Raw genomic sequence first — 13329 nt, 5'->3', positions numbered from 1 at the left:
GCTTGATGTCGAGACCGCCGGTGTCGAACACCACGCCTTTTCCGATGATCGCTACGCGCGGGTGGGCTCCATTGCCCCAGGTCAACTCCAGCATGCGCGGCGCGCGGGCCGGCACGGCGGCGCGGCCCACGGCGTGGACGGCGGGATAGTTCTGGTCCAGCAGGTCGTCGCCGAGCACCACGTCCAGGCTCGCGCCGTAACGCTCGGCGATCTCGCGGGCGATGGTCTCGATCTGCAGCGGCCCCATGTCGTTGGCCGGGGTGTTGACCATGTCGCGGGCCAGGGCGCAGGCGTGGGCGACGGCGTGGACCTCGTCCAGATCGACGTTTTCGTCCGCGACCAGTCGTCGCGGCCCCTCGTCCTTCTTGGGCCGATAGCGGTCGAATTTGTAGCTGCCCAAGGCGAAAGCCAGGGCGATCTGGCCGGCGTCCAGGCCCTCGGGAATCGCCGCCAGGCGGTAGTCGCCGGCCGGCAGGCGGCCCGGCAGGGCGCGGAACAGCATGGCCTCGGCCTTGCCCTTGGCCCCCAGCCCCAGCAGCACGCGGTCCACGGCCCCTTGCGGCGTCGGCAGAACCAGCACCTGGCCGGCCTTGGCCTTGAAGTCCTCCAGGGCCACGAAGCCCTTCACGAAGCTGGGTCGCGCCTCGACGAAGGCGGCCAGTTCGGACTCGTACAGGCAGTGGATGGGCGTCGGCGCGCCGTCCTCGGAAGCCCGGGACGAAGCGGCGATGATCGGTTCCGACATGGGCGCGCCCTGCAGGTGAAGAATTATGCTTAACGATTCCTTGAGGGCCGCGCGCGAGGATGCGGGACCGTCGGGAGATCTGTCTTCATGTGTCGCAAGCGCGCGCTCCTCGCAACCGTTCTCGCCCCCGTTCTCGCCATTGGCGTGCTGACGGCGGGCTCGGCTGACGCCGGCGCCAAGCGGGCCAAGGCTTCGGCCTCCGCTCCCGAGGTCGCCGCGCCCGAGCCGCCACGCAAGGCCACGCCGGCCCAGCGGGCCGAGATGCGGCGCGCCGATCCCCTGACCCGCATGGCCTTCTGGTCGACCGAGGCCGAGCGCGACGGCCGCGACGTCGAGGCGGGCGTGAACCTGGCCCAGGCCCTGCGCGCCTTGGGCCGCTATGACGAGGCCGCCGATGCGGCCGCCCGCATCCTGATCGTCGCCCCCGACAACTACGACGCCCTGATGGAATCAGCGCGGGCCGACGTGGCGCGCGGCCAGGGCTTCTACGCCATCGAGCCGGGCCGCAAGGCCGCCGCCCTGCAGCCGCGCGACTGGCGCCCGCCCTCGCTGCTGGGCGTGGCCTACGAGCAGGCCAAGCGCGACGACGAGGCCCTGGCGGCCCACCGCCAGGCCGTGGCCCTGGCCCCGGGCGAAGCCGTTCCCCTGACCAACCTGGCCATGCACCTGGCCTCGACCGGCGACCTGAAGGGGTCCGAGACCGCCCTGCGCCAGGCCGCCGCCCTGCCCACCGCCACCATCCAGGTGCGCCAGAACCTGGCCCTGGTGGTCGGGCTGCAAGGCCGCCTCGACGAGGCCGAAAAGCTGGCCCGCCAGGATCTGCCGCCGGAGTCGGTGGACAACAACCTGGCCTGGCTGCGCGCCGCCATCGGCCAGGAAGGCGCGACCCGCTCGTGGAACGCGGTGAAGGCGGGCGGGTAAGCAAGCTCCGCTGACCGCGACTTGGCCAGCGTCAACGCAAAACGACGTTGAAGCTTAACCGTGATAGTCGCGAGTTAACGCACGTGCTACCCGTATACGGCGAGCAATGTTCTCGTCGGGGCGGGGTGATCCGAGCAATGCGTAACCTGCTGATCGGACTTGGGGTTTTGGCGGCGGCCATCCTGGCGGCTGCTTTGTTCGCGTTCAGCAGGCAAGCCGCCCCCGCAGAGTCACCGGAAGACGCCGCCGCGCGCAGAATCGCCGACAGCTGCGCCATGGGCTTCACCGAAACCGGCAAGGCCGGGCTGATCGCTGAATTGGCGCCCCGGTTGCGGGCGTTGAATTCCGAAGCGAAGGTTTCCTCCGCGCGGGTCGGGGCGATCGTTAGTACGATCGGCTCTGACGCCAACGGTGTACTCAAATACGAGGCCTACAGGCTGTGCCTCAAGCAGCAGACCGAGTTCGCCCTTCGCGAACGAGGCATTCTCGTCGAAGATCCTCCGCCTCCCCGCGCCGAAGACGCCGCTGGCGACCCTGCGCCAGCCGATGGTGACAAGGCGGCGGTTCGTGCTTCACGCCCGGCCCCGCCGCGGGTCACCAACAGCACGACCGGCGACCACTCGCCGATCATCAGCGGCAGCAACATCGGCAGCATCACCAACGTTACCGCCCCCAGCAGCGAGCCCGACAAATGAAACGTCTGCTTCTGACCGCGCTCTGTTTCTTCGCGTGGTGCTTGCCCGCCAGTTTCGCCAACGCCCAGAGACCGCAGAACAGCACCCAGGGCTGCGGCAGTCCGATCATCCTGAACTCGAGCGTTAATCGGCTGGAACTGAACTGCAGCCAGAACACCCCCGAATTGGCCAAGGCGGTCGCCCGCCTGAATGAACTGGCCAGTCGCAAGATACTGACGACGAGCGATCTTCAAACCATGGCGACGGTCCTCAACGCCAAGATCGACAAGATCAGCAACGACACCGACGAGATTCTCATGCTGGTGCGAGACCTCGTCAGCCGGCTGGACATCGCCAGCACGACCCCCGGCAAGGCGGCCTCGATCCTTCGCCCCTATCTTGACCCGGCGATCGACATTTCCAACCGAGCCTATGACGTCAACGAGTTCCTCGATGCCGACGGGAAGGCCGAGTACAGGCTCGTCTTCAAGCTGGAGGGCGACTGCCAGGTATTCATCACCCCGCCGCGCGGCACGGGCTTCAACGTCGGGATCGCCGTGTTTTCCGATCGGGGTTCGAAGATTTGGGCGTCGCTGATAGGCACCCAGGGTCGCTACAGCCCTCTGCCGCTGTCGACCGGAACCTATCAGTTCGGCATGAAAGCCAAGCGGGGCGCGGGCCAATACACCGCGACCATCTCCGCCCGCTGCGGTTAGAGTCTGCTCCTCCGCCGCCCTAGCGGTTCTTCATCACGTCCTGGATCTTGATGATCGCCGGACCCATGATCACGATGAACAGCACGGGMAGGAAGAACACGATCATCGGCACGGTCAGCTTGGCCGGCAGGGCCGAGGCCTTCTTTTCGGCCGCCGAGAGGCGCAGCTCGCGGTTTTCCTTGGCCATCACCCGCAGGGCGGCGCCCAGCGGGGTGCCGTAGCGCTCGGCCTGGATCATGGCGGTGACCACCGAGCGGATGCCGGGATGGTTGGTCCGCCGGGCCAGGCCCTCATAGGCCATACGGCGCTCGGGCAGGTAGCTGAGCTCGGCGGTCAGCAGGCTGAGCTCCTCGGCCAGCTCGAGCGAGGCGCCGCCCACCTCGGCCCCGACCTTGGCGATGGCCGCCTCGATCGACATGCCGCTTTCGACGCAGATCAGCATCAGGTCCAGGGCGTCCGGAAAGGCCTGAACGATCGACTCGCGGCGCTTCTGGGCGATGTTGGAGATGTAGAGGTTGGGCGCGTAATAACCCGCCGCCAGGGCGAAGATGCAGGCGGCGATCTTCTGCATCGCCAGCAGGCCGAAGTCGTTGATCACATAGAGGTAGAACGCCACGATCACCGAGAACACGAACGGCATGACGAAGCGGAAGAAGTAGAAGGTCGAGACGGGCTTGGGTCCGCGAAAGCCGGCCTGGGCCAGTTTGTCGACGACCTTGGGGTCTTCCAGCAGCCGCGACAGCTGCAGGCGGTCGACGACGTTCTTGTACATCCCCTCGTCGGCGTGGCGCAGGCTGCCGGCGCCGCCCTTCTGGGACATGGCCTCGCGCGAGCGGCGGCGCAGCTCCTCGCGGCGGTTGGCCACCGACTTCAGCCGTCCCTCCAGGCCGTTGCCGCTCAGCATCGGCGAGGCCAGGGTGACGATGGTGGCGAACACCACGATCGCGATGAAGGCGCTGAACAGGTTCTGGGGATTGGTGAGCATCTCGATCATGGTCGCCTCCTCCTAGAACTTGAAGTTGATCATCTTGCGCATCACGAAGATGCCGGTGCTCATCCAGAAGGCGGCGATCATCAGCATGATGTGCCCGCGATTGTCGGTGAACATCGGCGCCATGTAGGCCGGCGCGGTGACCGAGATCATCACCACCACGCCGGGCGGCAGGCAGCCGATGATGACGGCCGAGGCGAGGGCTTCGGCCGACAGGGCCTTGATCTTCTCGGCCATCAGCTTGCGGGCCCGCAGCACGGTGGACAGGTTGCCCAGCGCCTCGGCCAGGTTGCCGCCGGTCTTGGACTGGATGGTCAGGACGATGGTGAAGAAGCGCAGTTCGTTGGTCGGCATGCGCTCGTACATGCGCTCCAGGGCCTGGTCCATCGACATGCCCATGCCGGTGTTCTCGGTCAGCATGCGGAACTCGCCGGCCAGGGGCTCGGGGCATTCCTTGCCGATGATCTTCAGGCAGTCATGGACGGGCAGGCCCGACTTGATGCCGCGCACGATGATGTCGATGGCGTCGGAGAAGGCCTCGGTGAACTTCTTGGTGCGGGCCTTGGCCAGCATGCCGACCACCCAGCGCGGCAGGCCGAAGCCCGCGGCGAAGGCCGCGCCGAGGGCGATGATCGGCATCTGGCGCAGCACCAGAAGCGCCACGCCGATCACCAGACCGATGACGCCGCTGATGATCCAGAACATCTGGACGTTGTCGCCCAGGCCGGCGGCCCGCAGGCGCGCGGCGATGGTCAGCGACGCCTTCTTCTTCTCCAGATCCTGTTCCTTCAGGGTCTTGAGGATCTGCTTGCGGCGGGCGTCGGGGGTGTTGGCGACGGCCTTGGCGCGGGCCGCCAGGGCCTGGCGGTCGCCGCCGGCGATCAGCTGGGCGCGCTTGACGGTCTTGGCCGAGCCGCCGTCGCCGCCGCCGGCCAGCACGAAGCCCAACCCCGCGATGGTGATGAAGCCCAGGACGCCGGCGAGGATGAACAGCATCGCCTACTCCGCCGCGTCGAGCGCTTCGGCCAGCTCGCGCTCGAGGCCGTAATAGCGGGCGCGATCCCAGAAGCGCGGGCGGCCGATGCCGGTCGAGCGGTGCTTGCCCAGCACGTTGCCGTCGGCGTCCTCGCCCTGGATTTCGTAGACGAACAGGTCCTGGGTGACGATCACGTCGCCTTCCAGCCCGACCACCTCGGTGATGTGGGTGATGCGGCGCGAACCGTCGCGCAGGCGGGCGGCCTGGACGATGACGTCGACCGAACCGACGATCATCTCCTTGATGGTCTTCGAAGGCAGGCCGTAGCCGCCCATGGTGATCATGCTCTCGATCCGGCTGATCGCCTCGCGCGGGCTGTTGGCGTGCAGCGTGCCCATCGAGCCGTCGTGGCCGGTGTTCATGGCCTGCAGCAGGTCGAACGCCTCGGGGCCGCGGACTTCGCCGACGATGATCCGCTCGGGACGCATCCGCAGGCAGTTCTTGACCAGGTCGCGCATGGTCACCGCGCCCTGGCCTTCCAGGTTGGGCGGCCGGGTTTCCAGGCGCACCACGTGCGGCTGCTGCAGCTGCAGTTCGGCCGCGTCCTCGCAGGTCACCACCCGCTCGGTCGGGTCGATGAAGGCGGTCATGGTGTTGAGCAGGGTGGTCTTGCCCGAGCCGGTGCCGCCCGAGATGACGATGTTGCAGCGGCAGGCGCCGATGACGCCCAGAACCCGCGCCCCCTCGGGGCTGATCGACTTGTAGTCGACCAGATTCTTCATCGTCAGCTTGTCCTTCTTGAACTTCCGGATGGTCAGGGTGGGACCGTCCAGAGCCAGCGGGGGCGCGATGACGTTGACGCGGCTGCCGTCGGGCAGGCGGGCGTCGCAGATCGGGCTGCTTTCATCGACCCGGCGGCCGACCTGGCTGACGATCCGCTGGCAGATGTTCATCAGCTGCATGTTGTCGCGGAAGCGGACATTGGTCAGCTGGACCTTGCCGCCGACCTCGATGAACACCCGGTGCGCGCCGTTGACCATGATGTCGGCGATGTCGTCGCGGGCCAGCAGGGGCTCCAGCGGGCCATAGCCGAGGACGTCGTTGATGATGTCCTGGACCAGGTGCTCCTGCTCGGACACCGACATCGAGACGTTCTTGATCGCCACCAGCTCGGCGACGATGTCGCGGATCTCCTCGGCCGCCGCCTTCAGGTCCAGCTGGGCCAGCTGGGACAGGTCGATGGTGTTCAGGAGGGCGTTGAAGATCGTGGTCTTGGTGGCGTGGTAATAGTCGCTCTGCTCGCGGACCACGTTGGTGGTCGGCGGCGCGCCCTGGGCGGCGCGCAGCTGCTCCAGGCCGTTGGTGGCGCGCGGCCCCGTCGCCTTGGCGGGCGCGGCGGACGGCGCCGCGGCGGCGACCGAAGCGGCTGGAATCTCGGAGTCGTTGGCGGAGGGATCGACGCGCTGCGGACGCGTGGAGATGGCCGGCGCGCCGGTCGAGACCGGCGGCGGCGGCTGCTCCGTGCGGGCGGCGGCCTGATCGCGCTTGCCGAACATGCCCTACTTCTTCTTGAACAGGCTGGAGAGGACCGACGTCTTCTGGGGCGCCGGCGGTTCGCGGCGGCTGATCAGCCGCGCYAGGTGATCGATGCCCTCGGCCGCCTTCGACCTCGGCGCCACCTCGGCGACCATTTGGCCGTTGTTGGCGGCCAGGCCGAAGGGCTTGGGATCGAACGGCAGGACCAGGGACGGCGTCAGGCCCAGGGCCTCGCCGAAGTCCTTGACCGGGATTTCGGGCCGGCCGGGCACGCCCACCTGGTTCAGCACCAGGCGCGGCGGGGCGTCGTTGGGCCGGGCCTGGCGGACCAGGTCGACGATGTTCTTGGCGTTGCGCAAGCTGGCCAGGTCGGGCGTGGCCACCACGACCAGGTCGTCGCTGCCGATCAGCACCTGGCGGGTCCAGGCGCTCCAGCTGTGCGGCAGGTCCAGCACCACGAAGGGCGCGGCGCCGCGGATCTTCTGGGTGACTTCCTCGAAGGCGTCGGCCGGGATCTCGTAGTCCTGGTCCAGGGTGCCGGGCGCGGCGAACAGCGACAGGCGGTCACCGCAGCGAACCATCATGCGGTCCATCAGCACCGGATCCAGCCGGTCGGGCTGGCTCAGCGCGTCGAGCACGCCTTGCAGCGGGTCCTGGTTGAAGTCGAGGCCGGCCGTGCCGAACGGCAGGTCCAGGTCGACCATCACCGTGGCGGCCTGCACGCGCTCGGCCATCGACCAGGCGAAGTTGTGGGCCAGGGTCGAGGAGCCGACGCCGCCCTTGGCGCCGACGAAGGCGATCTGCCGGCCGACGAACGGCGCGGAGGGGTCGGCATAGAGGCCGGACACCGCGCGGATGATCTGCAGCGGGCCCTGGGGCTGGGTGATGTACTCGCTGACCCCGCGCCGCATCAGTTCGCGATAGAGGGCGATGTCGTTGGTCTGGCCGACGACCACGACCTTGGTGCCCGCGTCGCAGACCTGGGCCAGGCCGTCCAGCAAGGCCAGCATCCGCGGCGCCGGGTCCAGGCTCTCGACCAGCACCAGCGAGGGGGTCGACTGGTTCTGATAGTAGTCCACCGCGGCTTCCAGCCCGCCGGGCCGGGCCGTGGTCGAGGCGCGGGCCATGCGGCGGTCGGCCGAGGCGGCCTCGACCAGGGCGATGGTCTCGGGGCGCGCGCAGAAGGCGTGGATGGTGATGCGCGGCACGGCCGCCTCGCCCATGTCGGCGTCGGCGGCGGCGATGACTTCCTGCACCAGCGCCTGGGTGGCGCCGACCGGATAGGCGGCGGGCGCGACCGGGGCGGCGGCGTCGATCGGCACGGCCTGGGTCGCCGCGGCGGCCGCTGCTGGCGGGGCCACAGGAGCGGCGGCGGCCGGCGAGGGCTTGGGCGTGTAGGGCGGCGCCGTCGGCGGCAGGTCGGCGAACGACGCCGAAGCGGTCTCGCGGGGCCGAACCGGCGGGAAATCGGCGAACGGGTCGTCGGCGTTCGAGCGCGCCGCCGGCGCGGCCTGCCAGGCGTCGGCGCCCGGCGTCGCGAAATCGTCGTCGGCGTCGAAGCCCAGGTCGAAGGGGTCGTGATCGTTACGCGTGGTCATCAGTTGACCACCTTCGAAACGACGCCGCTGGACTGCTCGTCCTTGGCCGATGAGGTGACCTCGCCCTTGCGGTACTTGTCGAGCACGGTCGCGCGCCGCCCGGAGTCGATCGGACCCTCGGGACGCGGGCTCAGCAGGTCTTCGGGATTGGCCACCTGGGCGGCGATGTTGGCGGTCACCGCGCAGCCGAAGTTCTCGTAGGCCGTGTTGTTGCGCGTGCCGGTGATGTTCTCCCAACCGCCGCATTTCGGAACCTGGGCGATGTAGCGCTTGAAGCCGACCTTCAGCGGCGCGCCCGGCGCGCCCGCGGCGTCATAGCCCATCACCCGCACCGAGGCGGGCGGCGCGCCCATGGCGACCAGGCGCAGGCGGGCGGCGACCGCCATGCGGCCGGCGACGTCGCCGCCGGTCCCGCCGATCGGGGCGCTGACCACGATCTCGCGGGCCTCGGCGGCCAGCCAGCGGCGCAGCAGTCCGTCCAGGGCCTGGCTCTGGTTGTCCGACAGCCCGCCGGCGTGGAGGGCCAGCAGCACCTCGTCCGGATGGGCGTCGACGTAGACGCGGTCGGTCCACTGCTCGGTGGGGGTGAGGGCGGCGGCGGCCGTCTCGGGCCCGGCGCGCGACGAGGCGCAGCCGGTCAGCAAGGCGACGACCAGGCCAGCGGCGGCCAGGGTCGAGACCGGAGCGAAAGCCCTCTGGGGCGAAGAAGGATGGGGTCGCGTCATGTCCGCGTTCTCACTCGATCACATAGCCGACGGGGCCTTGGTAAGCGCGCCCGCTGTTCGCGCCGGCCGGCGCCTTGACCACCTTGTTGAGCCGACCCAGCAGGACCGTGCTCATGTCGCTGGCCGTCTGCAGGCCGTCGGCCGGGGTCTGCAGGTCCTGCGACTTGGTCGCGTCGACGATGTAGGGGGTGATGATGATCACCAGTTCGGTTTCGCCATTCAGATAGTCGCGCGAACGGAACAGCGAGCCGAGGATCGGCAGGTTGGTCATGCCCGGCAGCGAGTCGACGTTCTGCTTGGTCTGTTGCTGCAGCAGGCCGGCGATCATCAGCGAGCCGCCGGACGGCAGTTCGACGGTGGTCTCGGCCCGCCGGACCGTCAGGCCCGGCACGCTCAGATTGGTGCCGCCCGACGAACTGGCCAGGGTGAAGGCGCCCAGGCTGGTCAGCTCCGAGACCTCGGTCGACAGCTTCAGCGAGATGCGGCCGCCCGACATCACGACCGGCGTATAGCCCAGACCCACGCCGTACGGCTTGAACTCCAGCGAAATGCGGCCCATCGCGTCCTGGGCGACCGGCACCGGAAACTCGCCGCCGACCAGGAACTTGCCGGCCTCGCCCGACACCACGGTCAGGTTGGGCTCGGCCAGGGTCTTGACCAGGCCCACCCGCTCGAAGGCCTGCAGGCAGAGGTTGGTCTTGCCGCCGGTGGCCATGGAATAGGCCGTCGAGGCCGCGCTGCTGATCAGGTTGGTCAGAGAGTTGGACGAGCCCGAGCTCGTACCGCTCGAGGACGAGGTCCCGGTGCTGGACGTGGTCAGCGGGCTGAGGTTCGGGTCGGTGGTCGTGGTGGTCGTGTTGGACGACCCGAAGGAGGTGGAACTGTTGGTCGACGAACTGGTCCCGCTCTGGTTCGTCGTGCCGGTGTTGTTGGCGTAGTTCGTGGTGCGGATGTTGTTGCGGCCGTAGCAGAGGTCGGCGCCGCCGATCAGCGCGCCGTTGACGCCGTAGGTGGCGCCCTGGCCCAGGCCGTACGTCTTGTAGCCGTCGTTGATCAGGACGCTGCTGGAGACGCCCAGCTGCTTGATGATGTTGCGCTGGACCTCGACGATGCGGACCTTGAGCATCACCTGGTCCTTGCCGGCGATGGTCAGCATGTTCAGCACGTTGTCGGGCTTGTCGACGAACCGGCTGGCGATTTGCGAGGCCATGCCCGCTTCGCCGGTGTTGGCGACCGATCCGGTCAGGATCACGCTGTCGCGGATCGCCTGCACCTGGATGCTGGCGTTGGGCAGCACGCGGCGCAGGGTGTCCTCCAGGGCGGTGGAGTCCTGCTCGACCCGGATGGCCAGGCTGAGGATCTTGCGGCCCGAGGCGTCGAAGAACACCGCGTCGGTCGCGCCCAGGGCCATGCCCAGGACGTAGATGCGGCGCGGGCCGCGCAGCACGGCGTCGGCGACGGCCGGATTGGTCACCAGCATGTCGCGCACGTCGACCGGCAGCTCGATGATCGCCGACTTGCCGCGCGACAGGGCCAGGGTCTGGGCGCCCGAGGCCGTCAGGTCGATGCGCAGCACCTGGTCGGCGGGCGGGGCCATGACCGGGGTCTCGATGGGACGCGACACGACGCGGGCCGGCGTCCGGTAGAGGTGCGTGCCGGCCGCCGGGCCGTCGGCCAGGGCGGCGGTCGACGGCGTCAGGACCAACAAGGCCGCGAGCGAGGCGGAGGAGAGCCGGCGGATCATGGGCGAACCGAGATGCTGGAGGTCTGGCCGCCGCGGTTGATGCGGACGACGGCGGAATCTTGCGATGCGACGCCCAGACCCGAGGGACCGCCCAGGTCGGTGTAGGCGCGCAAGGTCAGGGTCACCGGGCCGGCGGCCTTGGCGCGGCTCAGGGCCTCGGCCTCCATCGGACCGACCTCGAGGGTGGCGGTGGAGGCGACAATGGTCTTGGCGTCCTTGCCGGCCGCCGTGGTCTGGTCCAGGGCCAGCACGCGGACGTTCTGGATGACGGTCTCGGCGACGACCTGCTTGATCGCCGCGCCGTCGCCCTCGCCGACGCTCTGGGCCTCGCGGGTCTGGATGACGTCGACACGGTCGCCGGGCAGGACGAAGCCGCCGACCGCGGTCTCGGACGTGATCGGCACGGCCATGGCGCGCTTGCCGGGGCCCAGGACCACCGACAGGTAGCCGCCCTCGCCGCCGCGGACGATCTTGCGGGCCGTGATGGGTTCGCCGGACAGGATCGGGTCGCGTACGATCGCGCCCTCGACGGCCTTTTCCGGGGTGACGCCGCCGATCATGCCCTCGGCCGCGTCGCCGACGGCCTTGGCGGCCTTGGCGGCGGCCTTGGTCGGGATGGGATCGGCCGCGCCGTTGGTGATGAAGGCGGCGTTGACGGAGTCGGAGGGCCAGGGCTGCCAGTCGACGTCCCCGGCGGCCAGGCGGTCGCCGATCGCCAGGTCGCGCTTGGCGACCAGGACCTGGGTCATGGGCTTGGCGGGCGGCGCGGCGGTCTGGACGATCGGCGCGGAAACGGGTTTGCCGCTCATCGCCTTCTGCATGACCACGGCCAGGCCGATGGCCGCGACGGCGGCGACCAGAACGATCATGACGCGAAGAGGGTTCATGCGGGCGGGCTCTAACGACGGGGATACAGGTCGGAGCGAGCCGCCTTCAGGCGATCACGCGCAAATCGTCGAACGGCCATTCTGGCCGCGTCGCACACTCGCGCGGCCATGGTTAACAGCGGCTAAAGGCGCCGCTCCGAAAGGCGGGTCGGCGGCGCGACAGGCTGACGCGGGGCGCCGCTTGCCTGGAACTTGACCGCTCGCGCCCTAGACGCCGACGGCCAGGGCCAGGGCGCCTTGCGGAAAAGCCATCAGGGCGCCGGCCGCGATGGCCACGCCGTAGGGAATGTCGGCGCCTTGGGCGCCCAGCCTGCGGACCCAGGCGGGACTGCCGGCCAGGACCGGCTCGAACCAGCCCGAGCGCAGGCTGAGGATGCCCAGGGTCAGGGCCCCGCCCGCCATGCCGGTGACCAGCATGAACGACGCGGAGGCCGGCCAGCCCAGCCACAGGACGGACGCGGCGAACAGCTTGGCGTCGCCGCCGCCGATCCAGCCGGCCGCGAACATCCCCATGCCGACCAGCAGGGCGACCAGGCCGGCCGCCAGGCACAGGCCCAGGGCCGCCAGCGAAGCGCCGCTGACCAGGGCCACCGGCGCGAAGGCGGCGATCAGGGCCAGGGAGATCCAGTTGGGAATGGTGTAGCTGGTCACGTCCTTCAGCGCGGCGACGACCACCAGCGCGGGGAAGATGAGCAGCAGGGCGAACTGAATGGTCTGCATGACGGCCTAGCCTGTTCAATCGAACGGCAGTCTGCGCCGATCGCATGAAGCAATGGTTTCCCGGGCGGCGGAATTCTGGCCGCGGAGATCGGACTTCAGGACGTGGACCGGCGGGCTAGCCGCCCTTGAAGATGTCGTCGCCCTTTTGGAACGCGTCTCTCACGTGGCCGCCCACCACGCCCACGATGCCCACGATCACGACGGCGATCATGGTGGCCATCAGGGCGTACTCGATCGCCGTGGCGCCGGATTCGTCCTTCAGGAAGCGGCTTGCGAACTTCGACATGGCTGAGGTTCCTGGATCGAAGGAAAAAAAAGGCCCCGGCATTGCTGCCGAGGCCCTCTTTTCGAGTGTAAGCGGCTTACGAAGGCGTGCCGGTGACGGCCTTGTCGGCCTTGTCGAACGCGTCCTTCAGGTGACCGCCCAGCGTGCTGACGATGGTGGCGATCACGACGGCGATCAGGGCGACGATCAGACCATATTCGATGGCCGTGGCGCCGGATTCATCTTTCAGGAAGCGGGTGACAAACTTCGACATGGTGGATCTCCTGGTCAGTAAGTGGATCTGGGCTCTCAAGCCGTGTCGACTTGCTCACCCCCGAAAACACGATCAATTTGCCCCACCTCGCTTAATGCTGAGTAAACAGCCGATAGTTTCGCAAATTTATTCGTTGGTTTATTTTGGTTTACCATTAGCTTCTCTTAACTATGCCACAGCTCGGAGGGTCAAAAGCCCTTATGCGGCAACGGTTTCTCAATTGTCGGGAAGAATACACAAGCATCGAGCTTAGTTCTTTATTGACCATTCCGAGGCATTCTCRTCGTGTACAAAGCCTGGGAAGACACCTTCATGCGCCGCCTGACTCTCGTCCTCTGCGCCGGTCTGAGCCTCTCCGTCGCCACCGTCGCCGTCGCCGACAGCCCGTCCGCGCCGCTCTCGGTCAGCGCCGGCGGCGCCGCGCGCATCACGCTGAGCGCGCCCGTCCGCGACATCGTGGTGGGCGATCCCTCGGTGGCCGACGTCAGCCTGGTCAACGAGCGGACCCTGGTGGTGCTGGGCAAGAAGGCCGGCGCGACCACCGTCCTGGCCTTCGA

At 68.6% G+C, this 13329-nt stretch carries 15 protein-coding genes; 4 read left to right on the top strand and 11 right to left on the bottom strand.

The annotated features are described in order from the left end of the window. Positions 1-745 (bottom strand): M17 family peptidase N-terminal domain-containing protein (locus AC1DZ6_RS06765; RefSeq protein ID WP_477096432.1); only part of this gene is annotated, 745 nt, incomplete at its 3' end. 87 nt (positions 746-832) lie between these two features. Between AC1DZ6_RS06765 and AC1DZ6_RS06760 the strand changes: the two genes are divergently transcribed. The 3 genes from AC1DZ6_RS06760 to AC1DZ6_RS06750 all read left to right on the top strand — a co-directional run bounded on the left by AC1DZ6_RS06760 (position 833) and on the right by AC1DZ6_RS06750 (position 3056). Further along, positions 833-1666, top strand: a complete 834-nt coding sequence (locus AC1DZ6_RS06760) for a tetratricopeptide repeat protein (protein WP_477096431.1) — start codon at positions 833-835, stop codon at positions 1664-1666. Between the two features lie 137 nt (positions 1667-1803). After that, positions 1804-2361, top strand: a complete 558-nt coding sequence (locus AC1DZ6_RS06755) for a hypothetical protein (RefSeq protein WP_477096430.1) — start codon at positions 1804-1806, stop codon at positions 2359-2361. Beyond that, positions 2358-3056, top strand: a complete 699-nt coding sequence (locus tag AC1DZ6_RS06750) for a hypothetical protein (RefSeq protein ID WP_477096429.1) — start codon at positions 2358-2360, stop codon at positions 3054-3056. The genes AC1DZ6_RS06755 and AC1DZ6_RS06750 overlap by 4 nt, the downstream gene beginning before the upstream one ends. Before the next feature lie 19 nt (positions 3057-3075). Here AC1DZ6_RS06750 and AC1DZ6_RS06745 read toward each other — a convergent pair whose 3' ends face one another. The 10 genes from AC1DZ6_RS06745 to AC1DZ6_RS06700 all read right to left on the bottom strand — a co-directional run bounded on the left by AC1DZ6_RS06745 (position 3076) and on the right by AC1DZ6_RS06700 (position 12772). Further along, positions 3076-4050 carry a type II secretion system F family protein gene (locus tag AC1DZ6_RS06745; RefSeq protein ID WP_477096428.1) on the bottom strand — a complete coding sequence of 325 codons (975 nt, stop codon included), beginning with the start codon at positions 4048-4050 and terminating at the stop codon, positions 3076-3078. A gap of 12 nt (positions 4051-4062) precedes the next feature. Continuing rightward, positions 4063-5043, bottom strand: a complete 981-nt coding sequence (locus AC1DZ6_RS06740; RefSeq protein WP_477096427.1) for a type II secretion system F family protein — start codon at positions 5041-5043, stop codon at positions 4063-4065. Between the two features lie 3 nt (positions 5044-5046). Next, the gene (locus AC1DZ6_RS06735) at positions 5047-6579 is read right to left on the bottom strand and encodes a CpaF family protein (RefSeq protein WP_477096426.1); all 1533 of its coding nucleotides are present in this window, start codon (positions 6577-6579) and stop codon (positions 5047-5049) included. 3 nt (positions 6580-6582) lie between these two features. Beyond that, on the bottom strand, positions 6583-8157 hold the full coding sequence (locus tag AC1DZ6_RS06730) for a CpaE/TadZ family protein (protein WP_477096425.1): 1575 nt from the start codon (positions 8155-8157) through the stop codon (positions 6583-6585). Then, the gene (locus tag AC1DZ6_RS06725) at positions 8157-8882 is read right to left on the bottom strand and encodes a CpaD family pilus assembly protein (RefSeq protein WP_477096424.1); all 726 of its coding nucleotides are present in this window, start codon (positions 8880-8882) and stop codon (positions 8157-8159) included. The genes AC1DZ6_RS06730 and AC1DZ6_RS06725 overlap by 1 nt, the downstream gene beginning before the upstream one ends. A 10-nt stretch (positions 8883-8892) precedes the next feature. Continuing rightward, positions 8893-10626 carry a type II and III secretion system protein family protein gene (locus AC1DZ6_RS06720; protein ID WP_477096423.1) on the bottom strand — a complete coding sequence of 578 codons (1734 nt, stop codon included), beginning with the start codon at positions 10624-10626 and terminating at the stop codon, positions 8893-8895. Continuing rightward, positions 10623-11513 carry a Flp pilus assembly protein CpaB gene (cpaB, locus tag AC1DZ6_RS06715; protein WP_477096422.1) on the bottom strand — a complete coding sequence of 297 codons (891 nt, stop codon included), beginning with the start codon at positions 11511-11513 and terminating at the stop codon, positions 10623-10625. Before cpaB ends, AC1DZ6_RS06720 begins: the two co-directional genes overlap by 4 nt. 207 nt (positions 11514-11720) lie before the next feature. After that, positions 11721-12233: an A24 family peptidase gene (locus tag AC1DZ6_RS06710; protein ID WP_477096421.1), complete on the bottom strand. Its 513-nt coding sequence runs from the start codon at positions 12231-12233 to the stop codon at positions 11721-11723. 115 nt (positions 12234-12348) lie between these two features. Continuing rightward, positions 12349-12519: a Flp family type IVb pilin gene (locus AC1DZ6_RS06705; RefSeq protein ID WP_477096420.1), complete on the bottom strand. Its 171-nt coding sequence runs from the start codon at positions 12517-12519 to the stop codon at positions 12349-12351. A 76-nt stretch (positions 12520-12595) separates the two neighbouring features. After that, complete coding sequence (locus AC1DZ6_RS06700) at positions 12596-12772, bottom strand: Flp family type IVb pilin (protein ID WP_477096419.1); 177 nt, start codon at positions 12770-12772, stop codon at positions 12596-12598. 312 nt (positions 12773-13084) lie between these two features. Here AC1DZ6_RS06700 and AC1DZ6_RS06695 point away from each other — a divergent pair. Beyond that, a partial coding sequence (locus AC1DZ6_RS06695; protein WP_477096418.1) for a pilus assembly protein N-terminal domain-containing protein occupies positions 13085-13329 on the top strand: 245 nt, incomplete at its 3' end.

The organism is Caulobacter sp. P1_B12_2 (genome assembly GCF_056406675.1).
Note: the sequence above shows the minus strand (reverse complement) of the source record. Positions and strands in the feature narration are given on the sequence as shown.

Coding starts and splice junctions, on each gene's coding strand:
- AC1DZ6_RS06720 (WP_477096423.1), bottom strand. CDS start 10,626: ATGATCCGCCGGCTCTCCTCCGCCTCGCTCGCGGCCTTGTTGGTCCTG.
- AC1DZ6_RS06700 (WP_477096419.1), bottom strand. CDS start 12,772: ATGTCGAAGTTTGTCACCCGCTTCCTGAAAGATGAATCCGGCGCCACG.
- AC1DZ6_RS06725 (WP_477096424.1), bottom strand. CDS start 8,882: ATGACGCGACCCCATCCTTCTTCGCCCCAGAGGGCTTTCGCTCCGGTC.
- AC1DZ6_RS06760 (WP_477096431.1), top strand. CDS start 833: ATGTGTCGCAAGCGCGCGCTCCTCGCAACCGTTCTCGCCCCCGTTCTC.
- AC1DZ6_RS06735 (WP_477096426.1), bottom strand. CDS start 6,579: ATGTTCGGCAAGCGCGATCAGGCCGCCGCCCGCACGGAGCAGCCGCCG.
- AC1DZ6_RS06750 (WP_477096429.1), top strand. CDS start 2,358: ATGAAACGTCTGCTTCTGACCGCGCTCTGTTTCTTCGCGTGGTGCTTG.
- AC1DZ6_RS06710 (WP_477096421.1), bottom strand. CDS start 12,233: ATGCAGACCATTCAGTTCGCCCTGCTGCTCATCTTCCCCGCGCTGGTG.
- AC1DZ6_RS06740 (WP_477096427.1), bottom strand. CDS start 5,043: ATGCTGTTCATCCTCGCCGGCGTCCTGGGCTTCATCACCATCGCGGGG.
- cpaB (WP_477096422.1), bottom strand. CDS start 11,513: ATGAACCCTCTTCGCGTCATGATCGTTCTGGTCGCCGCCGTCGCGGCC.
- AC1DZ6_RS06705 (WP_477096420.1), bottom strand. CDS start 12,519: ATGTCGAAGTTCGCAAGCCGCTTCCTGAAGGACGAATCCGGCGCCACG.
- AC1DZ6_RS06755 (WP_477096430.1), top strand. CDS start 1,804: ATGCGTAACCTGCTGATCGGACTTGGGGTTTTGGCGGCGGCCATCCTG.